Here is a 20233-nt window from a genome sequence, read left to right on the forward strand (position 1 = left end):
AATCGAGCCGGGTTATCCACAAGTTCACAACAACATATTTTTCGCTTTCAGGAGCAACAACATCATGGCCAAAATCATCGGCATCGACCTCGGCACCACCAACTCGTGCGTGTCGATCATGGAAGGCAACACGACCCGCGTGATCGAGAACTCGGAAGGCGCGCGCACCACGCCGTCGATCGTTGCGTACCAGGAAGACGGCGAAGTGCTGGTCGGCGCCTCGGCCAAGCGCCAGGCCGTCACCAACCCCAAGAACACGATCTACGCCGTCAAGCGCCTGATCGGCCGCAAGTTCGAGGAAAAGGAAGTGCAGAAGGACATCGACCTGATGCCCTACACGATCACCAAGGCCGACAACGGCGATGCCTGGGTCGAAGTGCGCGGCAAGAAGCTCGCTCCCCAGCAGATCAGCGCGGAAATCCTGCGCAAGATGAAGAAGACCGCCGAAGACTACCTCGGCGAGCCCGTCACCGAGGCCGTGATCACCGTCCCCGCCTACTTCAACGACAGCCAGCGCCAGGCCACCAAGGATGCCGGCCGCATCGCCGGGCTGGACGTGAAGCGCATCATCAACGAGCCGACCGCGGCGGCCCTCGCCTTCGGCCTCGACAAGCAGGACAAGGCCGACCGCAAGATCGCCGTGTACGACCTGGGCGGCGGCACCTTCGACATCTCGATCATCGAGATCGCCGATGTCGACGGCGAGAAGCAGTTCGAAGTGCTGTCGACCAACGGCGACACCTTCCTCGGCGGCGAGGACTTCGACCAGCGCGTGATCGACTACATCATCGGCGAGTTCAAGAAGGACCAGGGCGTCGACCTCAGCAAGGACGTGCTCGCGCTGCAGCGCCTGAAGGAAGCGGCCGAGAAGGCCAAGATCGAACTCTCGAACAGCGCGCAGACTGACATCAACCTGCCCTACATCACGGCCGATGCCTCGGGCCCGAAGCATCTGAACATCAAGCTCACGCGCGCCAAGTTCGAATCGCTGGTCGAAGAGCTGATCGAGCGCACCATCGCGCCCTGCCGCACCGCCATCAAGGATGCCGGCGTCAGCGTGAACGACATCAGCGACGTGATCCTGGTCGGCGGCATGACCCGCATGCCCAAGGTGCAGGAGAAGGTGAAGGAATTCTTCGGCAAGGAGCCGCGCAAGGACGTGAACCCCGACGAGGCCGTGGCCGTCGGCGCCGCGATCCAGGGCCAGGTGCTCTCGGGCGACCGCAAGGACGTGCTCTTGCTCGACGTGACCCCGCTGTCGCTCGGCATCGAGACCATGGGCGGCGTGATGACCAAGATGATCACGAAGAACACCACGATCCCGACCAAGTTCGCGCAGACCTTCTCGACCGCGGAAGACAACCAGCCGGCCGTGACGATCAAGGTGTTCCAGGGCGAACGCGAGATCGCCTCGGGCAACAAGCTGCTCGGCGAATTCAACCTCGAAGGCATTCCGCCGGCCGCGCGCGGCACGCCGCAGATCGAGGTGAGCTTCGACATCGATGCCAACGGCATCCTGCACGTCGGCGCCAAGGACAAGGGCACCGGCAAGGAAAACAAGATCACCATCAAGGCGAACTCGGGCCTCTCCGAGGACGAGATCCAGAAGATGGTGAAGGACGCCGAGCTCAACGCGGCCGAGGACAAGAAGAAGGTCGAGCTCGCCCAGGCCCGCAACCAGGGCGAAGCGATGGCGCACAGCGTGAAGAAGTCGCTCGGCGAACACGGCGCGAGCCTGGATGCCGGCGAGAAGGAAAAGATCGAGACCGCCATCAAGGAGCTGGAAGAAGTCCTGAAGGGCGACGACAAGGCAGTGATCGAGGAAAAGACCAACACGCTGATGACGGCCAGCCAGAAGCTCGGCGAGAAAATGTACGCCGACGCCCAGGCGGCCGCCGGGGCCGCGGGCGGCGCGGCGGGCGCTGGCCCGGAAGCTGCAAGCGCTCCGGCCGACGACAACGTGGTCGACGCCGAGGTCAAGGAAGTCAAGAAGGGTTGATTTTTCGACCCTGATGCAAGGCTGGATCTCCTGACAAGGCGGTCCGGCCTTTTTCCGTTTTCGCCCCCAAGCCCACCGACCATGGCCACCAAACGCGACTACTACGAAACCCTCGGCGTCCCGAAGAACGCCAGCGAGGAAGAAATCAAGAAGGCTTATCGCAAGCTCGCGATGAAGCACCATCCCGACCGCAACCATGGCGACACCGGCAAGGAAGCCGAGGCCAAGTTCAAGGAGGTCAAGGAAGCCTACGAGATGCTGTCGGACGCGCAGAAGCGCGCCGCCTACGACCAGTACGGCCATGCGGGCGTCGACCCCAACATGCGCGGCGGACCGGGCGCGGAAGGCTTTGGCGGCTTCGCGGAAGCCTTCGGCGACATCTTCGGCGACGTGTTCGGCGGCCGCGGCGGCCGCCAGGGCGGGCGCCAGGTGTTCCGCGGCAGCGACCTGAGCTACGCGATGGAAGTCACGCTCGAGGAAGCGGCCGAAGGCAAGGAAGCGCAGATCCGCATCCCGAGCTGGGACGACTGCGGCACCTGCAAGGGCACGGGCGCCAAGCCCGGCACCAAGCCCATCACCTGCACCACCTGCCACGGCCAGGGCGCGGTGCAGATGCGCCAGGGTTTCTTCAGCGTGCAGCAGACCTGCCCGACCTGCCACGGCACCGGCAAGATCATTCCCGAGCCCTGCACCACCTGCCATGGCCAGGGAAAGATCAAGAACAACAAGACGCTCGAGGTCAAGATCCCGGCCGGTATCGACGACGGCATGCGCATCCGCAGCACCGGCAACGGCGAGCCCGGCACCAACGGCGGGCCGCCCGGCGACCTCTATATTGAGATCCGGCTCAAGAAGCACGAACTGTTCGAGCGCGACGGCGACGACCTGCACTGCGTCGTGCCGGTCAGCATCACCACCGCCGCGCTCGGCGGCGAGATCAACGTGCCCACGCTCAAGGGCGCGGCCGCCATCGACATCCCCGACGGCACGCAGAGCGGCAAGCAGTTCCGCCTGCGCGGTAAGGGTGTCAAGGGCGTGCGCTCCAGCTACCCGGGCGACCTCTACTGCCACATCCGCGTGGAGACGCCGGTCAAGCTCACCGAGCACCAGCGCAAGTTGCTGAAAGAACTCGACGAATCGCTCAAGAAGGGCGGCGACAAGCACAGCCCAACCGACAAGGGCTGGTTCGACAAGGCCAAGGAGTTCTTCAGCTGACGGCTCGAGCCTAAGGTTCGAAGCCGCCCTGCTCCCGCAGCGCGCGCGAGCGGGGCCCCGCGATCCATTCGATGAAGCGCCGGGCCGACTCGGGCTCAACGGCGTTGACGCTCGCCGCCGCGGTGTAGACGGTCGCGAGTTCGAAGGCTTCGGGCAAGGCGCCCACCAGCGCGATCCCGGGCGTGTAGTTGATCTCCGTGATCTGCGTGCAGCCGATGGCGCCCGGCTCCGGCGCCGCAGCCAGTTCGCGCATCGCCGTCGCGCCGTTCGGGAAGGTGCGAAGGCGCGGTGACACGATGTCCGCGATCCCCAGCCTGGCCAGCACCGAGGCGAAATGGACGCCCGCGGTCGAGCGCTCGGCGTCGGGGAAATAGATGGCGGTGGCCGCGAGCAGGCTGGCCTTCAGCGCCTCGGGCGTCGCGATGGCGGGCAGCGGCTCGCCGCTTCGCGCGGCGACGCCGGTGCGCACGCGCCCCAGCGCCGCTTCGCTGCCCGGCACCAGCCGGCCATCGGCCTGCAGTGCCACGACCATCGACGCGGTGACGATCATCACGTCGCAGGGCTCGCCCGCCAGCAGCGCCTCCTTCATCGCACCGACGGCGCCGAAACGGCCTTCCACCTTTTCGCCCGTGGCCTCGAAAAACGCATCCTGCAAGGCCTTGACCAGGCCCTGCGCGGCGCCCGCGCAAAGAAGGTTCATTGGTCGGCCTTGGCGCCGGAGATCTTCACGATGCGGGCCCATTTCTCGATGTCTTCGTTCATGTAGCGGGTGAACTCCGCCGGCTTCATGGCCATCGGCGTCGCACCCTGCGCCTTCCACGCGCGCACGACCTCGGGGTTGGACACGATCTTCACGACCTCGGCATTCAGCCGATCGACGACGGCTGCAGGCGTGCCCCGGGGTGCCATCAGGCCGAGCCAGATGGTCGCCTCGTACCGCGGAACGCCGGCCTCGGCGACGGTCGGTACTTCGGGCGTCACGGCGGAGCGCGTCAACCCCGTGGTGGCGATCGCCTTCACCTTGCCGGCGCGCGCATGCTCCACCATCGTCGGCACGGCGTCGAACATCATGTCGACCTGGCCGCCCAGCACATCGGTGCGCGCGCCGGCGCTACCGCGGTAGGGAATGTGCAGGATCGACACACCGGCCATCGCCTTGAAGAGTTCGCCGGCCATGTGATACGGCGTCCCGGGCCCCGACGACGCATAGGACAAGGCACCGGGCTTCGACTTCGCCAGCGCGATCAGCTGGGCCAGATCGTTCACCGGCAAGCCGCTGCGGGTGACGAGCACGAGGTCGGAATAGTTGAGCGCCGCAACCGGCAGGAAGTCGCGCATCAGCTGAAAGGGCTTGTTCGGGATCAGCGACTCGTTGACCGTGTGCGCGTTGGACATCAACAGCAGCGTGTAGCCGTCCGCCGGGCTCTTGGCCACGGCATCGGTGCCGATCACCGAGCCCGCACCGGGCCGGTTGTCCACCACGAAACCCTGGCCGAGCGCTTCCTGGAGCCGCGTGGCGACGAAGCGCGCGTAAACGTCGGCGGGCCCGCCGGCAGCGAAGGGAACGACGATGCGCACGGGGCGCGAGGGGTAATCCTGGGCCGCTGTCCACGGCGCGATCACGAGGAGCAGTGCCGCGGCGACGTACTTCCAGACCGTCTTCTTGAACAACCAGCCTGCGGCAAGTCTTTTCACGGCCTTCTCCAAGGATTGGTACGAATTGGTACAAGACAGTGCCAATTGAAAACCAGAATAGCGGCCGCCGGCGAGCGGGTCAATGCGAGGCCGGGTTTGTCCGGGCCCTCAGTACCCCAGCAGGTTGCGACGCACGTGCGTCAGGTGCTCCAGGCAGAGCTGCACGGCGCGCGCGCCGTCGCGGTCCTTGAGCGCGGCGACCAGCTCGCGATGCTCGCGCTGGTAGTCGAGCCGACGCTCCGGCGTCGCGCTGCGGCGCTTGAGCATCCCCCACTCGCTTTGCGCGCGCACCTCGTTCATGCGCTGGAACACGGCCGAGATGAAGGCGTTGTGGGCTGCGCCGGCGATGGCCTCGTGCAGCCTGCCGTCCCATAGCTCGAATTCCTCGAGGCTCGCGGCCGCCTCGCCCCTGTCGCAGCACTCTTCCATCCGGGCGAAATCGGCGGCCGTGGCATTGCCGACCACCATCGCGATGATCGCGGGCTCGAGCACCAGGCGCGCGCTCATCAGTTCGGCAGGACTGGTCGCGAGCGGCGACTCGCCATGGCTGAGCTCCGCGAGCGCCTGCGCAACCGCTTCGCTGACATAGGTCCCGCTGCCCACCGTCTGGGTGATCAAGCCCCGCCCCTTCAGGTCCGCCAGCACGCGGCGCACCGCCCCGCGGCTGAGCCCGAACTGCCCGCACAGTTCGCGCTCGGTCGGCAGGCGATGGCCGGCTCGCCAGGTGCGCGATTTCAGGTTTTCGAGAATGGCTTCCCGCAGGGTCAGGGCGCTGTACACGGTCGCGAAGCTGGGTGGATGAAATGGAGGAGTGCGCCGATCGTATCAACCGCGGCGCGCGCGTCGCTATTGTGCACTTGGTACTCGATTGGTAGCATTTGGTCTCCATAAGGAGATCATTTTGCGCATTGCCACCTATCAATATCAAGGCCGGCGCCAGGTCGGCCTGGTCTCGGAAGACGGAGCGACTGTCAGTCCGCTCGAACTCAGCGACGCCCAAGTGCAACGCGGCGCACTGTCCCTGATCGAAGACCGAGCCTCCGGCGCGGCCTTGCCTCCTGCGGGTGCGCCGCTTGCTCTGAGCAAAGTAAGGCTCCAAGCCCCCCTGCCTCTGCCGCGCCGCAACATCTTCTGCGTGGGACGCAACTACCACGCGCACGCCCAGGAGCTGTCGGGCTCGGTCTTCAGGAACAACACGGCCAAGGCCGATGCCTGGCCGATCGTGTTCACCAAGGTGCCGGAATGCGTGATCGGGCCAGAGGACGAGGTCCGGCTGCCGGGCGAGTCGGTGTCGGCGCAGATCGATTACGAAGCCGAGCTGGCCGTGGTCATCGGCAAGGGCGGCCGCAACATCGCGCGCGACGAGGCGCTGTCGCACGTGTTCGGTTACACCATCGTCAACGATGTCACCGCGCGCGACGTGCAGATGCGCCACCAGCAATGGGACCTGGGCAAGTCTTTCGACACCTTCTGCCCCATGGGGCCCTGGATCGTGAGCGCCGACACGCTGGACGGCACGCGCACCCGCGTGCGCTGCTGGGTCAACGGCGAGCTCCGCCAGGATGCGCGGACCACCGACTTCATCTTCGACATTCCATCGCTGATCGAGACTTGTTCGCGCGGCATCTCCCTGTATCCCGGCGACGTGATCGCCACCGGCACGCCGGCCGGCGTCGGCATGGGACTGTCGCCGCCGCAGTACCTGAAGGCAGGCGACACGGTACGCATCGAGATCGACGGGCTCGGCACGCTGGAAAACCGCTTCGCCTGAAAGCGGACGTACCCATTACAACAAATGGAGACAAGCTCATGCATGCATACCCACACGCGCTGCTGCGCGCCGCGTTCCTTGCGGCCGCCTGCTGCGCCACGGCCATGGCGGCGATCGCGCAGCCAGGCTGGCCCGACAAGCCGATCACGATGGTCGTGCCTTTTCCGCCGGGCGGCGTTGCGGACACGGTGGCACGGCCCGTGGCCGAGGCCTTGTCGCGCGAACTGAAACAATCCGTGATCGTCGAGAACAAGGCCGGCGCAGGCGGCGCGGTAGGGATCGGCTTCGCGGCCCGCGCACCAGCCGACGGCTACACCGTGCTGCTGAGCCTGTCCTCGATCTCCATCCTGCCGGAGGCCGACGCCATCCTCGAGCGCAAGCCTGCCTACCAGACGAGCCAGTTCAAGCCGATCGCGCGCTTCACCGCCGATCCGACGGTCCTGGTCGTGCGCGCGGACGCGCCGTGGAAGACGCTGGCGGAGTTCATCGCCGACGCGCGCGCCAAGCCCGGCGCTTACAACTACGGCAGCTCGGGCAACTACGGCACGATGCACGTGCCGATGGAGATGCTGAAGAATGCGGCCGGCTTTCGCATGACCCACATCCCCTACACCGGCGCGGGGCCCGCCGTGGTCGCGCTGCTCGCGGGGCAGGTCGATGCGGTCGCGAGCGGACCGTCGACCGTGGTCCAGCAGATCAAGGCCGGCAAGCTGCGCGCACTCGCGCACTGGGGCGAGCGCCCGTTGGCTGCGCTGCCCGAGATACCGAGCTTCGAGCAGTCGGGGTTCAGGGTGAAGTTCGCGCAGTGGTCGGGACTTTTCGTTCCCGCCGCCACGCCGGACGACATCGTGCGGCGGCTGCGCGCGGCCTCGGCCAAGGCCGCCGCGGACCCGGCGGTGGCGCAGGTCATCGAGAAGGCGGGCAGTCCCATCGCCTACCTCGACGCTCCGGAGTTCCAGTCGTACTGGAACGCCGATGCCGCCATGATGACCGAGGCCGTCCGGAAGATCGGCAAGGTCGAGTAGCGGCAGGCGGTTTTCCTCGCGGCCGTTCGAGCAACCGGCCTACTACTGATGCTTTCACGTCGCGCGTAGCCTATAACCAAGGGCGGGGCGTTGTATCCCGACTGCTGTTTCAAGGCATGTGAAAAGAACCTGCGTGCACGATCGACGAAGAGCCTGCCCCGGGGCTGACTTCGCGCGTCACACATTTTTCGGTCGATCTGACTAATGCTTCCGGTTTCTTGTTGGAACTTTTAAACAACGCGCCAATTCTTATTTGAAAAGCAATTTGCTGGACGCGCTCTTTGTTCTATGCTTTGACCAAGTTCCTGCTTGAGGAGTGAATCCGAAGCGTGCACACCATACCTGGCACCATTCCTGCGAACGATGCAACGTGTGCAGCACGGAAACTCCGGGCAGCGCCCCGCTGACTCGATGGAGGTGTCTATGGATGTCGTCAGTAACTTCGCCGCCCGCTACGAGCGGACCCGCGAAGAGGTCCTGTCCCTGCAGGAATATCTTGAGATCTGCAAGCGCGAGCCCGGGGCTTACGCGACGGCCGCCGAGCGCATGCTCCAGGCGATCGGGGAACCCGAGTTGGTCGACACGCGCAACGACCCGCGCCTGTCGCGCATCTTCGCCAACAAGGTCATCAAGATCTACCCTGCGTTCAGGGAGTTCTATGGCATGGAAGATGCAATCGAGCAGGTGGTCTCGTACTTCCGGCACGCCGCACAGGGCCTGGAAGAGAAGAAACAGATCCTCTACCTGCTCGGTCCCGTCGGCGGGGGCAAGAGCTCGATCGCGGAGCGCTTGAAGCAGCTGATGGAGCAGGTGCCCTTCTATTCGATCAAGGGATCGCCGGTCAACGAGTCGCCGCTCGGTCTCTTCGACGCCGCGGAAGACGGGGAGATCCTCGAGAAGGAATACGGCATCCCGCGCCGCTACCTGCAGCGCATCCTGTCGCCCTGGGCCGTGAAGCGGCTCGAGGAGTACGGCGGCGACATCCGGCAGTTCCAGATCGTCAAGCGCTATCCCTCGGTGCTGCGGCAGATCGCCGTGGCCAAGACCGAGCCGGGCGACGAGAACAACCAGGACATCTCCTCGCTGGTCGGCAAGATCGACATCCGCAAGCTCGAGACCTTCGCGCAGGACGACCCCGACGCCTACGCCTACTCCGGCGGCCTGTGCCTGGCCAACCAGGGCCTGCTGGAATTCGTCGAGATGTTCAAGGCGCCCATCAAGGTGCTGCATCCGCTCCTGACCGCCACGCAGGAAGGCAACTTCAAGGGCACCGAAGGCTTCGGCGCCATTCCCTTCGACGGCATCGTGCTGGCCCACAGCAACGAAAGCGAATGGAAGGCCTTCCGCAACAACAAGAACAACGAGGCTTTCCTCGACCGAATCTACATCGTCAAGGTGCCGTACTGCCTGCGCGTCTCCGAAGAGATCAAGATCTACGAGAAGCTGGTGCGCAACTCCTCGCTCTCGCTGGCGCCCTGCGCGCCCGGAACGATGCGCATGATGGCCCAGTTCTCGGTGTTGACGCGGCTCAAGGAGCCGGAGAACTCCAGCATCTTCAGCAAGATGCAGGTCTACGACGGCGACAACCTCAAGGACACCGATCCCAAGGCCAAGTCGATCCAGGAGTACCGCGACTACGCCGGCGTCGACGAGGGCATGAGCGGCGTATCGACCCGCTTCGCGTTCAAGATCATCTCCAAGGTCTTCAACTTCGACAGCAGCGAGGTTGCCGCCAATCCGGTGCACCTCATGTATGTGCTCGAACAGCAGATCGAGCGCGAGCAGTTCGCGCCCGAGACCGAGCAGAAGTACCTCTCCTACATCAAGGAGCTGATGGCGCCGCGCTATGCGGAGTTCATCGGCAAGGAGATCCAGACCGCCTACCTGGAAAGCTACTCCGAGTACGGCCAGAACATCTTCGATCGCTACGTGACCTACGCCGACTACTGGATCCAGGACCAGGAGTACCGCGACCAGGACACCGGCGAAGTCTTCGACCGCGGCTCGCTCAACGCCGAGCTCGAGAAGATCGAAAAGCCCGCGGGCATCAGCAATCCCAAGGACTTCCGCAACGAGATCGTCAACTTCGTGCTGCGCGCGCGCGCCGGCAACGCGGGCAAAAACCCGCTATGGACCAGCTACGAGAAGCTGCGCACGGTGATCGAGAAGAAGATGTTCTCCAACACCGAAGAGCTCCTGCCCGTCATCAGCTTCAATGCCAAGAGCAGTGCCGACGAGCTGAAGAAGCACGAGGATTTCGTCAACCGCATGGTGCAGAAGGGTTACACCGCCAAGCAGGTCCGCCTGTTGTGCGAGTGGTATCTGCGCGTTCGCAAGAGCTCATGATGAGCTGAAAGGAGTTCCTGCCGTGGCCATGCTGCAGCAGATCATCGACCGCCGTCTGTCGGGGAAGAACAAGTCCATCGGCAACCGCGAGCGTTTCCTGCGGCGTTATCGCGAGCAGATCGGCGAAGCCGTGCGGCGCGCCGTCAGCGGCCGCAGCATTCGCGATCTCGAACAGGGCGAGGACATCACCTTGCCCAAGCGCGATGTCTCCGAGCCAGTGTTCGGCCATGGCCAGGGCGGCGACCGCGAGTACGTGCATCCCGGCAATCGCGAGTACGTCAAGGGCGACCGCATCGAGCGGCCGCAGCAGGGCGGCGGCGGCGCGGGCAGCGGCTCGCAGGCCGGCGATGGCGAAGGCGGCGAAGACGACTTCGTCTTCCGCCTCACCAAGGAAGAGTTCATGCGGGTCTTCTTCGAGGACCTCGCCCTGCCCCACCTGATCCGCACCCAGCTGGCCGAGGTGCCGGAATGGAAGACCCACCGCGCCGGCTTCACCAGCGACGGCATGCCCACCAACCTGCACGTCGTGCGCTCCATGCGCGGCGCGCTGGCGCGGCGCATCGCGCTCGGCGGCGCCCCGCGGCGCGAGATCCGCGAACTCGAGGCGCACCTGCTGCACCTCAAGCGCAGCCCGCGCGCGGCGGATGCGCTGGTGCAGCGCGAGATCCGCGAAACCGAAGCCCTGCTCGAGGAGCTTCGCGCCAAGGCCAAGCACGTGCCCTACCTGGACCCGATCGACCTGCGCTACCGCAACCGCGTCAGGGTGCCGGTGCCCTCGGCCAAGGCGGTGATGTTCTGCCTGATGGACGTGTCGGGCTCGATGGACGAAGCGCGCAAGGACATGTCGAAGCGCTTCTTCATGCTGCTGTACCTGTTCCTGACCCGGCACTACGAGAAGATCGAACTGGTGTTCATCCGCCACCACACCCAGGCCAGCGAGGTGAGCGAAGAGGAGTTCTTCCATGCCACCGAAACCGGCGGCACCGTGGTTTCCAGCGCGCTGACGCTGATGCACGAGATCGTCCGCGCGCGGTTCCCGAGCAACGAATGGAACATCTACGGCGCCCAGGCCAGCGACGGCGACAACTGGCACCAGGACAGCGGCCGCTGCCGCGAGCTGCTGACCGATCATCTGCTGCCGCTGGTGCGCTACTACGCCTACGTGCAGGTCGCCGACGCCGAGCAGAACATGTGGGAGGAATACAGCCAGCTGGTTGAAACCCACAAGAACTTCGCGATGCGCAAGGTGGCCGATGCGCAGGACATCTACCCGGTGTTCCGCGACCTGTTCAAGAAAGAGGGGGTGCCGGCGTGAACGCAAAGAAACGAGAGCCCCTGCCCAGCCCCTCGGACTGGACCTTCGAACTGATCGAGCGCTACCACGGCGAGATCGCCCGCGTGGCGCGCGGTTACAAGCTCGACACCTACGCCAACCAGCTCGAGATCATCACGGCCGAGCAGATGATGGACGCCTACGCCTCGGTGGGCATGCCGGTCATCTACCGCCACTGGTCCTACGGCAAGCAGTTCATCTCGACCGAAAAGAACTACCGTCGCGGCCACATGGGCCTGGCCTATGAAATCGTCATCAACTCCGACCCCTGCATCGCCTACCTGATGGAAGAGAACACCATGGCGATGCAGGCCCTGGTGATCGCCCATGCCGCCTACGGCCACAACAGCTTCTTCAAGGGCAACTACCTCTTCAAGATGTGGACGGACGCCTCGTCCATCATCGACTACCTGGTCTACGCCAGGAACTACATCAGCGAATGCGAGGAGCGCCATGGCGTGGCGGCCGTCGAAGACCTGCTCGACTCCTGCCACGCGCTGATGAACCATGGCGTGGACCGCTATCGCCGCCCGCAGAAACTGTCGCTGAACCAGGAACAGGTGCGCCGCGAGGAACGCGAGCACCATCTCCAGCAGCAGGTCAACGACCTCTGGCGCACCCTGCCCCGGAAAAGCGGGCGCAGCGCCGAGGACGAAGAGGCCGCCAAGCGCTTTCCGTCCGAGCCACAGGAGAACCTGCTCTATTTCATCGAGAAAAATGCACCATTGTTGGACCCCTGGCAACGCGAAGTGGTGCGTATCGTGCGCAAAATCGGGCAGTACTTCTATCCGCAGCGCCAGACGCAGGTCATGAACGAGGGCTGGGCCACCTTCTGGCACTACACCCTGCTCAATACGCTGTACGACGAAGGCCTTTTGGCCGACGGTTTCATGATGGAGTGGCTGCAGTCGCACACCAATGTGGTGTTCCAGCCGCCGGTCGGCCACCGCGCCTACAGCGGCATCAATCCCTATGCGCTGGGTTTTGCGATGTACACCGACCTGCGGCGCATTTGCGAAAACCCGACCGAGGAAGACAAGCGCTGGTTCCCCGACATGGCCGGCTCGCCGTGGCTGACATCGCTGGATTACGCCATGCGCAATTTCAAGGACGAGAGCTTCGTCGGCCAATTCCTTTCGCCCAAATTGATGCGCGACTTCCGCTTTTTCGCGATCCGCGACAAGGAGGGTGAGCCCGAGCTCGAGGTGTCGGCCATCCACGACGACAGCGGCTACCGCCAGCTGCGCGAATCGCTGTCGCGCCAGTACGACCTCAACCACCGCGAGCCCAACATCCAGGTCTGGAGCGTCAACCTGCGCGGCGACCGCGCGCTCACGCTGCGCCACACGCAGCACAACGACCGCCCGCTGCACGACGATGCGCAGGAGGTGCTCAAGCATGTCGCCCGCCTCTGGGGCTTCGACGTGCATCTCGAGAGCGTCGACAGCCAGGGCCGGGTGAACCACCGGAAAGTGGCCGGCCCGCAAGCTACCTAGGGCGCGGCATCCGAAGCTTCGCGCGCGCCGCCAGCGCCAGTTCGCGCGCGTGGCAATCCTCGACGTGGTCGTTGACCAGCCCCATGGCCTGCATGAAGGCGTAGACCGTCGTCGGGCCGACGAAGCTCCAGCCCCTCTTCTTCAGGTCCTTCGACATCGCCACCGATTCGGGCGACGTGCTCATGGCCTGCAAGGCTTTCTGCGTGATGCGGCGCAGCCGCGATGCCGGGTCGGGCTCGAAGCCCCATGCGTAGGCCGCCAGCGAACCGAATTCCTCGCGCAGCTCCAGCACGCGTTGCGCGTTGTTGATGGCCGACTCGATCTTGCCGCGGTGCCGCACAATGCCTGCATCGCCGAGCAGCCGTTCCACATCCTTGGGGCCGAAGCGCGCGACGCGCTCGGCATCGAACTCGGCGAAGCCGCGCCGGAAGGCTTCGCGCTTGTTGAGGATGGTGAGCCAACTCAGCCCGGCCTGGAAACCCTCGAGGCACAGCTTCTCGAACAACCGCCGGTCGTCCGTGACCGGGAAGCCCCATTCCTTGTCGTGGTAGTGCTGGTAGGCCGGCGTGGATTCGCACCAGCGGCAGCGCAGCGTGCCGTCGGCGCCGGCGAAAAGCCCCGGAGACACTGACATCGGCGACTACGCCGCTTCGCTCACGCGCACCAGCGCTTCGATCGCGAGCGGATAGCCCTTGACGCCGAAGCCGACGATGATGCCGCGCGCCGCCGGTGAGATGTAGGAATGGTGGCGAAATTCCTCGCGCGCATGCACGTTCGAGATGTGCAGCTCGACCAGCGGCACGCTCGCGCCCTTGATCGCATCGTGCAGCGCGATCGAGGTGTGGGTGTAGGCGCCGGGATTCATCACCACGCCGAACATGCGGCCGGCGGCAACCTCTCGACCGGCCTCGTGGATCCAGTCGATCAGCTGGCCTTCGTGGTTCGATTGGCGGCACTCGATCTCGACGCCGAGCTTCGCGCCCGCCTCCTGGCACATGCGCTCGACGTCGGCCAGGGTTTCGTAGCCGTACTGCGCGGGCTCGCGCGTTCCGAGCAGGTTGAGATTGGGACCGTTGAGGACGAGGATCTTTTTCATGGCCCGTTTGTAGCAGGTGTTCGCCAGGGCAGCTACCGCCGAGAATGCAGGCGTGAACGACACCCTTTTCGAACGACTCGCCGGCCCACTGCGCCTGGGTCTGGGCGGCGCGCCGCTGGGCAATCTCTTTGCACCGCTCGACGACGAAAGCGCCGAGCGCACCATCGAGGAAGCCTGGCGACAGGGCCTGCGCTACTTCGACACCGCCCCGCTCTACGGCCACGGCCTCAGCGAACAGCGCCTGGGCCGCGTGCTCGGGAAGCAGCCGCGCGACAGCTTCGCACTGTCGACCAAGGTCGGCCGCCTGCTGCGTCCCGACCCGGCCGCGCCCGAGGAGCGCGACGGCTATGTGCAAGGCCTCCCGTTCGCGCCGCACTTCGACTACAGCTTCGACGGCGCGATGCGATCGATCGAAGAGAGCCTGGAGCGCCTGGGCCTGGCGCGCATCGACATCGCCTTCATCCACGACATCGACCGCCACACCCATGGCGAGCAGCAGCCCGAGCGCTTTCGCGAAGCGATGACAGGCGCCTACCGCGCGCTCGACCGCCTGCGCGCCGAAGGCGTGCTCGGCGCGATCGGCATCGGCGTCAACGAGTGGGAGGTGTGCCGCGATGCGCTGGCCGCGGGCGACTTCGATTGCATGATGCTGGCCGGCCGCTACACCCTGCTCGATGCTTCGGCCGCGCGCGAATTGGTTCCGCTGTGCGTCGCGCGCAAGGTCCGCCTGATCCTGGCCGGCGTCTTCAACTCCGGCATCCTCGCGAGCGGCAGCACGTCCAATGCGCACTTCGACTACCGGCCTGCGCCACCCGCCGTGCGCGAGCACGTCGAGCGCCTCGCCGGCATCTGCGCAGGCTTCGGCGTTGCGCTGCCGGCCGCGGCGCTGCAGTTCGCGCTGGCCTGCCCTTGCGCGGCCGCCGTGGTGGTCGGTGCGCGCAGCCCCGCGGAGATCACGCAGAGCGTGGCGCACAGCCGGGCGCCCATTCCCGCGGCACTGTGGGACGCGCTGGCCAGCGAACACTGAGCCATGGCGGCGATCCGCATCGACGCCCACCAGCATTACTGGTCGCTCGCGCATCGTGACTACGGCTGGCTGCAGGACACGCCGGCGCTGCACGTGCTCTATCGCGACTTCTCGCCCGAAGACCTCGCACCGCTCCTGGACCGCGCGGGCATCGACGGCACGGTGCTGATCCAGGCCGCGCCGAGCGAGGCAGAAACTTGGCGGCTGCTGGCTCTGGCCGCACAACCCGCCAGCCGGGCGCGCGCGGTCGTCGGCTGGACCGATCTGGACGCGGCCGACGCGCCGCAGCGCATCCGCCGCCTCGCGCAGGAGCCGCTCTTCAAGGGATTGCGCCCCATGCTGCAGGACATCGCCGATCCGAACTGGATCCTCGGCGCGCAGTTGCAGCCTGCCATCGAGACCATGACCGAGCTGGATCTCAGCCTGGACTTCCTGATCAAGCCGCAGCAGCTCGACGCCGCACTGGCTTTCGCGCTGCAGCACCCGAATTTGCGCATGGTCATCGACCACGCCGCCAAGCCCGACATCGCTGGTGGGGCCTTCGAGCCCTGGGCCACGCAGATCGCGCGTTTCGGCAAGCAGACGCAGGTGTGCTGCAAGCTCTCGGGCCTCGCCACGGAGGCGGGGCCGGGCTGGGACGCAGACGCGTTGCGTCCCTATGTCGATCACCTGCTGGCCTGCTTCGGTCCCTCGCGCCTGATGTGGGGAAGCGACTGGCCCGTGCTCGAGCTGGCAGGCGACTACCTGCAATGGGAGGCCGTGTCCAGGGAATTGCTCAAAGCCCTCCCGCCATCCGAACAAGAGCAGGTATGGGGCACGAACGCGGCGGGCTTCTATGGCATAAAGTGACGCGCGGGGACCGTCCTCCGCGCCTCTCCACTTCCTGCTCTCCCCATGAAAACCAAAGCCGCCGTCGCCTGGAAATCCGCCGCTCCTCTGTCCATCGAAACCGTCGACCTCGAAGGTCCGAAGTTCGGCGAGGTGCTGGTCGAGATCAAGGCCACCGGCATCTGCCACACCGACTACTACACGCTCTCGGGCGCCGATCCCGAAGGCATCTTCCCGGCCATCCTCGGCCACGAAGGCGCAGGCATCGTGGTCGACGTCGGCCCCGGCGTCACGACGCTCAAGAAAGGCGATCACGTCATTCCGCTCTACACGCCCGAATGCCGCCAGTGCAAGTTCTGCCTCTCGCGCAAGACCAACCTGTGCCAGCTGATCCGCGGCACCCAGGGCAAGGGCCTGATGCCCGACGCCACCAGCCGCTTCAGCCTGGACGGCAAGCCCATCTTCCACTACATGGGCACCAGCACCTTCAGCAACTACACGGTCGCGCCCGAGATCTCGCTGGCCAAGATCCGTGAGGATGCGCCCTTCGACAAGGTCTGCTACATCGGCTGCGGCGTCACCACCGGCATCGGCGCCGTGATCTTCACCGCCAAGGTGGAAGCCGGCGCCAACGTGGTGGTGTTCGGCCTCGGCGGCATCGGGCTCAACGTGATCCAGGGCGCGAAGATGGTGGGCGCCGACAAGATCATCGGCGTCGACCTGAACCCTGCCCGCGAGGCGATGGCGCGCAAGTTCGGCATGACGCACTTCATCAACCCCAAGGACACCGAGAACGTGATCGATGCTGTTCAGCAGCTCACCGACGGCGGCGCCGACTACAGCTTCGAGTGCATCGGCAACACGAAGGTGATGCGCCAGGCGCTCGAATGCACGCACAAGGGCTGGGGCCGCAGCATCATCATCGGCGTGGCCGAGGCCGGCGCCGAGATCAGCACGCGACCCTTCCAGCTGGTCACCGGCCGCAAGTGGGAAGGCTCGGCCTTCGGCGGCGCGCGCGGGCGTACCGACGTGCCGAAGATCGTCGACTGGTACATGGAGAACAAGATCAACATCGACGACCTGATCACCCACACCATGCCGCTGGAGGACATCAACAAGGGCTTCGACCTGATGAAGCGCGGCGAGTCGATCCGGGGAGTGGTGCTCTATGAATGAAAACGCTCTGGGCAGCCTGCGCCGCGTGCAGGCCGGCGTGCTCAAGGTCGCCTTCCACGAAAGCGGTCCGGCCGATGGCCCGCCGGTGCTGCTGCTGCACGGCTTTCCCTACGACGTGCAGTCCTACGTCGAGGTGGCGCCGCAGCTCGCGGCCGAGGGCTGCCGCGTCGTCGTGCCCTACCTGCGCGGCTTCGGCCCGACCCAGTTCGCCGACGCGGGCACGCCGCGATCGGGCGAGCAGGCCGCGATCGGCGCCGACGTGCGGGACCTGCTCGATGCGCTGGCCATCCCGCGCGCGGTGCTCGCGGGCTACGACTGGGGCGGAACCGCGGCCTGCGTGGCCGCGGCGCTGTGGCCCGAGCGCTGCACGGGCCTGATCTCGGTCAACAGCTACAAGATCCAGAACATCGCGGCGGCGCGGCAGCCCATCTCGCCGGAAAACGAGGCGCGGTACTGGTACCAGTATTACTTCCACGCCGAGCGCGGCCGCGCCGGCCTGGCGCAGAACCGGCGCGCGCTGTGCAAGCTGCTGTGGCGCATGTGGTCGCCGATCTGGCAGTTCGACGACGCGACCTACGAGCGCAGCGCGGCGGCCTTCGACAACCCCGATTTCGTCGACATCGTGATCCACTCCTACCGCCACCGCCATGGCTTGGCGGCCGGCGACCCGGCGTACGCGGCCCTGGAGGCCCGCCTCGCAGAGCAGCCGGACATCAGCGTGCCGAGCATCACCTTCGACGGCACCGACGACGGCGTGATGCCGGTCGGCGGCACGGCCGACCACGGCCACCATTTCATCGGCCGGCACGAGCACCGCGTCGTGCAGGGCGCCGGCCACAACCTGCCGCAGGAAAAACCGCAGGCCTTCGTCGATGCCGTGCGCGATCTCGTGCATGGCAACATCGGCCGATGACCGACAGCCTGAAGACCCTCTCCGAACACCGCTGCTTCGGCGGCATGCAAAGCTTTCACGAGCACGCCTCGCGCGAAATCGGGCTGCCGATGCGCTTCTCGGTGTTCCTGCCTCCGCAAGCGGAACAGCGCCCGGTGCCGGCCCTGATGTACCTCGCGGGCCTGACCTGCAACGAGGAGACCTTCATGGTCAAGGCCGGCGCGCAGCGCATGGCCGCCGAGCTGGGCCTGGCGTTGATCGCGCCCGACACCAGCCCGCGCGGCGCCGCCGTCGAGAGCCTGCCCGGCGCGAGTGCGAGCTGGGACTTCGGCATCGGCGCCGGCTTCTACCTCGACGCCACCGAGGCGCCGTGGGCGCAGCACTGGCGCATGGAAAGCTACCTGGTCCATGAGCTGCTGCCGCTGGTCGCGCAAGCCCTGCCGATCGACGGGCAGCGCATCGGCCTCTTCGGCCACTCGATGGGCGGCCATGGCGCGTTCACCCTGGCGCTGCGGCATCCGGGTCGCTTCAAGTCGCTCTCGGCCTTTGCGCCGATCTGCGCGCCGACGCAGTGCCCGTGGGGCGAGAGGGCCTTCGGCGGCTACCTCGGCGCCGAGCGCAGCGCCTGGCTCGCGCACGATGCCTGCGCGCTGATGCAGTCGCAGACCGCACCGCCCTACCCGGCCGGCATCCTGGTCGACCAGGGCCTGGCCGACAAATTCCTGGCAGAACAGCTGCATCCGCACCTGTTCGAGGCCGCCTGTCGCGCAGCGGGCCAGCCGCTCCAACTGCGCCGACACGCCGGCTACGACCATGGCTACTACTTCATCCAGAGCTTCATGGCGGACCACCTGCGCCACCATGCCGGGGCATTGACTTGAGCGAGTTCGTCCGGAGCCTGCACGAGGTCTTCGAGCGCTTCGGCCGCATCGAAGCCAGGCGCATGTTCGGCGGCCACGGCATCTACCACGAGGGGCGCATGTTCGCGCTGGTGGCGCGCGACACGCTCTACCTCAAGGCCGACCCGCAAAGCGTCGAGCATTTCGACCGGCTGCGATTGCCGGCTTTCGAATACACGAGGAACGGGAAAACCATGCAGACGTCCTACCGGGAAGCGCCGGCCGAGGTGTTCGACGACCGCGACGAGGCCGCGCTGTGGGCCCGGCGCGCCTGGGAAGCCGCCTTGCGATCCGGCACCGCGCCAAAGAAACGATCGAAAGCACCATGACCGGAATGCCGCCCCCGTTGCCCGAACGCGAGCAGATCGCGCTGCTCGAAGTCTTCGAAGGCCTGGGCCTGCAGCAGATCCACGTGGTCGACACGACGCAAAAGGCCGAACAGGCCGTGGCGGCGCTGCGAGCCAGCGGCGTGGTCGGCTTCGATACCGAATCCAAGCCGACCTTCGCGAAGTTCGAGGTCTCGGGCGGCCCGCACGTGCTGCAGTTCGCGACGCGCGATGCGGCCTGGCTCTTCCAGCTGCACCGCAGCGAGTTCCACGAGGTCCTGGCCGGGCTGCTCGCCTCGACCGAACTGACCAAGGTCGGCTTCGGCCTCTCTTCCGACCTGAGCCTGATCCGGCAGCGCTTCGGCATCGAGCCGCAGGCCGTCTTCGATCTGGATACCGAGTTCCGCCGCCGCGGCTACCGCAAGTCGGTCGGCGTGAAGACGGCCGTGGCGCTGGTGTTCGACCGCCGCTTCGTGAAGTCGCGCAAGGCCACCACCTCGAACTGGGCCCACAAGCAGCTGACCGATGCGCAGCTGCGCTACGCGGCCAACGATGCCTACGCGGCGATCCGCGTTTACGAGGCGCTGGGGCTCACGCCGCCGGCGCGCTGATCCTGCTGCAGCCAGGCCCGGACCTGCTCCACGAGCCGGTCCAGCGGCGCCGACGCATCGACGGCCAGTACCCCCGGCTCCCCGACCGGCGATTCGAGGGTCGCGAACTGATTGGCGACCAGGCTGGCCGGGAACATGTGCTCCGCCGCGCGCGCCGCGACACGGCGTTCGGCCTCCTCGCGTGACAGATCCATGAACACGAAGCGCAGCCCCGGCGCCGCGGCGCGCAGCCGCTCGCGGTAGTCGCGCTTGAGCGCCGAGCAGGTCAGCACCGCACCCTGCCGGTGGCCGGCGAGTTCCCGACCCAGCGTGGCCAGCCAGCCGGTGCGGTCGGCATCGGTGAGCGCAATGCCGGCGCGCATCTTCTCGACATTGGCCGGCGGATGAAAGTCATCGCCCTCGATCAGCGGCAATGTGAACTCGGCGGCCAGCGCCGCACCCAGGCTCGACTTGCCGCAGCCCGAGACCCCCATGACAACGATCCAGAAACGATCCATG

Annotated in this window: 20 protein-coding genes; 14 read left to right on the plus strand and 6 right to left on the minus strand. The window is 66.2% G+C overall.

What is annotated here, in order from left to right; genetic code table 11:
- Nucleotides 1-64 precede the first annotated feature (64 nt).
- Nucleotides 65-1999 carry a molecular chaperone DnaK gene (dnaK, locus tag ACSQ89_RS19430; protein WP_436291045.1) on the plus strand — a complete coding sequence of 645 codons (1935 nt, stop codon included), beginning with the start codon at nt 65-67 and terminating at the stop codon, nt 1997-1999.
- 81 nt (nt 2000-2080) lie between these two features.
- Complete coding sequence (dnaJ, locus tag ACSQ89_RS19435) at nt 2081-3214, plus strand: molecular chaperone DnaJ (protein WP_093103197.1); 1134 nt, start codon at nt 2081-2083, stop codon at nt 3212-3214.
- Nucleotides 3215-3224: 10 nt separating this feature from the next.
- Here dnaJ and ACSQ89_RS19440 read toward each other — a convergent pair whose 3' ends face one another.
- From ACSQ89_RS19440 to ACSQ89_RS19450, 3 genes are all read right to left on the minus strand, one after another.
- Entirely contained in the window at nt 3225-3914 is a 690-nt protein-coding gene (locus ACSQ89_RS19440; RefSeq protein ID WP_436291044.1) for a molybdate ABC transporter substrate-binding protein, read from the minus strand.
- Entirely contained in the window at nt 3911-4909 is a 999-nt protein-coding gene (locus ACSQ89_RS19445) for a tripartite tricarboxylate transporter substrate binding protein (RefSeq protein ID WP_436296346.1), read from the minus strand. Before ACSQ89_RS19445 ends, ACSQ89_RS19440 begins: the two co-directional genes overlap by 4 nt.
- Before the next feature lie 108 nt (nt 4910-5017).
- The gene (locus ACSQ89_RS19450) at nt 5018-5689 is read right to left on the minus strand and encodes a FadR/GntR family transcriptional regulator (RefSeq protein WP_436291042.1); all 672 of its coding nucleotides are present in this window, start codon (nt 5687-5689) and stop codon (nt 5018-5020) included.
- A 121-nt stretch (nt 5690-5810) separates the two neighbouring features.
- Between ACSQ89_RS19450 and ACSQ89_RS19455 the strand changes: the two genes are divergently transcribed.
- From ACSQ89_RS19455 to ACSQ89_RS19475, 5 genes are all read left to right on the plus strand, one after another.
- Nucleotides 5811-6680, plus strand: a complete 870-nt coding sequence (locus ACSQ89_RS19455; protein WP_093103192.1) for a fumarylacetoacetate hydrolase family protein — start codon at nt 5811-5813, stop codon at nt 6678-6680.
- Nucleotides 6681-6718: 38 nt separating this feature from the next.
- On the plus strand, nt 6719-7705 hold the full coding sequence (locus ACSQ89_RS19460; protein ID WP_436296347.1) for a tripartite tricarboxylate transporter substrate binding protein: 987 nt from the start codon (nt 6719-6721) through the stop codon (nt 7703-7705).
- A 423-nt stretch (nt 7706-8128) separates the two neighbouring features.
- Entirely contained in the window at nt 8129-10051 is a 1923-nt protein-coding gene (locus tag ACSQ89_RS19465; protein WP_093103189.1) for a PrkA family serine protein kinase, read from the plus strand.
- A 22-nt stretch (nt 10052-10073) separates the two neighbouring features.
- Nucleotides 10074-11366 carry a YeaH/YhbH family protein gene (locus ACSQ89_RS19470; RefSeq protein WP_093103188.1) on the plus strand — a complete coding sequence of 431 codons (1293 nt, stop codon included), beginning with the start codon at nt 10074-10076 and terminating at the stop codon, nt 11364-11366.
- Entirely contained in the window at nt 11363-12880 is a 1518-nt protein-coding gene (locus ACSQ89_RS19475) for a SpoVR family protein (RefSeq protein WP_436291040.1), read from the plus strand. Before ACSQ89_RS19470 ends, ACSQ89_RS19475 begins: the two co-directional genes overlap by 4 nt.
- On the opposite strand, the gene ACSQ89_RS19480 is transcribed toward ACSQ89_RS19475, so the two are convergent.
- On the minus strand, nt 12873-13514 hold the full coding sequence (locus tag ACSQ89_RS19480; protein ID WP_436291039.1) for a DNA-3-methyladenine glycosylase I: 642 nt from the start codon (nt 13512-13514) through the stop codon (nt 12873-12875). The genes ACSQ89_RS19475 and ACSQ89_RS19480 overlap by 8 nt on opposite strands.
- A 6-nt stretch (nt 13515-13520) precedes the next feature.
- Nucleotides 13521-13976 (minus strand): type II 3-dehydroquinate dehydratase, encoded by a 456-nt coding sequence (gene aroQ / locus ACSQ89_RS19485; protein WP_436291038.1) that lies wholly within the window; start codon nt 13974-13976, stop codon nt 13521-13523.
- A gap of 52 nt (nt 13977-14028) precedes the next feature.
- Between aroQ and ACSQ89_RS19490 the strand changes: the two genes are divergently transcribed.
- Genes ACSQ89_RS19490 through ACSQ89_RS19520 form a run of 7 tightly spaced genes read left to right on the plus strand, consistent with a single transcriptional unit; the run spans nt 14029 to nt 19735 of the window.
- Complete coding sequence (locus ACSQ89_RS19490) at nt 14029-15003, plus strand: aldo/keto reductase (RefSeq protein ID WP_436291037.1); 975 nt, start codon at nt 14029-14031, stop codon at nt 15001-15003.
- Between the two features lie 12 nt (nt 15004-15015).
- A complete protein-coding gene (locus ACSQ89_RS19495) occupies nt 15016-15852 on the plus strand; it encodes an amidohydrolase family protein (protein ID WP_436291123.1) in 837 nt (278 codons plus the stop codon).
- A 45-nt stretch (nt 15853-15897) separates the two neighbouring features.
- Nucleotides 15898-17007, plus strand: coding sequence for an S-(hydroxymethyl)glutathione dehydrogenase/class III alcohol dehydrogenase (locus ACSQ89_RS19500; protein WP_436291036.1), 1110 nt, complete (start codon nt 15898-15900; stop codon nt 17005-17007).
- Nucleotides 17000-17920 carry an alpha/beta fold hydrolase gene (locus ACSQ89_RS19505; protein ID WP_436291035.1) on the plus strand — a complete coding sequence of 307 codons (921 nt, stop codon included), beginning with the start codon at nt 17000-17002 and terminating at the stop codon, nt 17918-17920. The genes ACSQ89_RS19500 and ACSQ89_RS19505 overlap by 8 nt, the downstream gene beginning before the upstream one ends.
- A complete protein-coding gene (fghA, locus tag ACSQ89_RS19510) occupies nt 17917-18780 on the plus strand; it encodes an S-formylglutathione hydrolase (RefSeq protein ID WP_436291034.1) in 864 nt (287 codons plus the stop codon). The genes ACSQ89_RS19505 and fghA overlap by 4 nt, the downstream gene beginning before the upstream one ends.
- On the plus strand, nt 18777-19127 hold the full coding sequence (locus ACSQ89_RS19515; protein ID WP_436291033.1) for a TfoX/Sxy family protein: 351 nt from the start codon (nt 18777-18779) through the stop codon (nt 19125-19127). Before fghA ends, ACSQ89_RS19515 begins: the two co-directional genes overlap by 4 nt.
- Nucleotides 19124-19735: a 3'-5' exonuclease gene (locus tag ACSQ89_RS19520; protein WP_436291032.1), complete on the plus strand. Its 612-nt coding sequence runs from the start codon at nt 19124-19126 to the stop codon at nt 19733-19735. Before ACSQ89_RS19515 ends, ACSQ89_RS19520 begins: the two co-directional genes overlap by 4 nt.
- On the opposite strand, the gene ACSQ89_RS19525 is transcribed toward ACSQ89_RS19520, so the two are convergent.
- A complete protein-coding gene (locus ACSQ89_RS19525; RefSeq protein WP_436291031.1) occupies nt 19699-20232 on the minus strand; it encodes a gluconokinase in 534 nt (177 codons plus the stop codon). The genes ACSQ89_RS19520 and ACSQ89_RS19525 overlap by 37 nt on opposite strands.
- Between the last annotated feature and the right edge of the window lies 1 nt (nt 20233).

It is taken from the genome of Variovorax sp. LjRoot175 (assembly GCF_964253805.1).
GTDB lineage: Bacteria > Pseudomonadota > Gammaproteobacteria > Burkholderiales > Burkholderiaceae_C > Variovorax.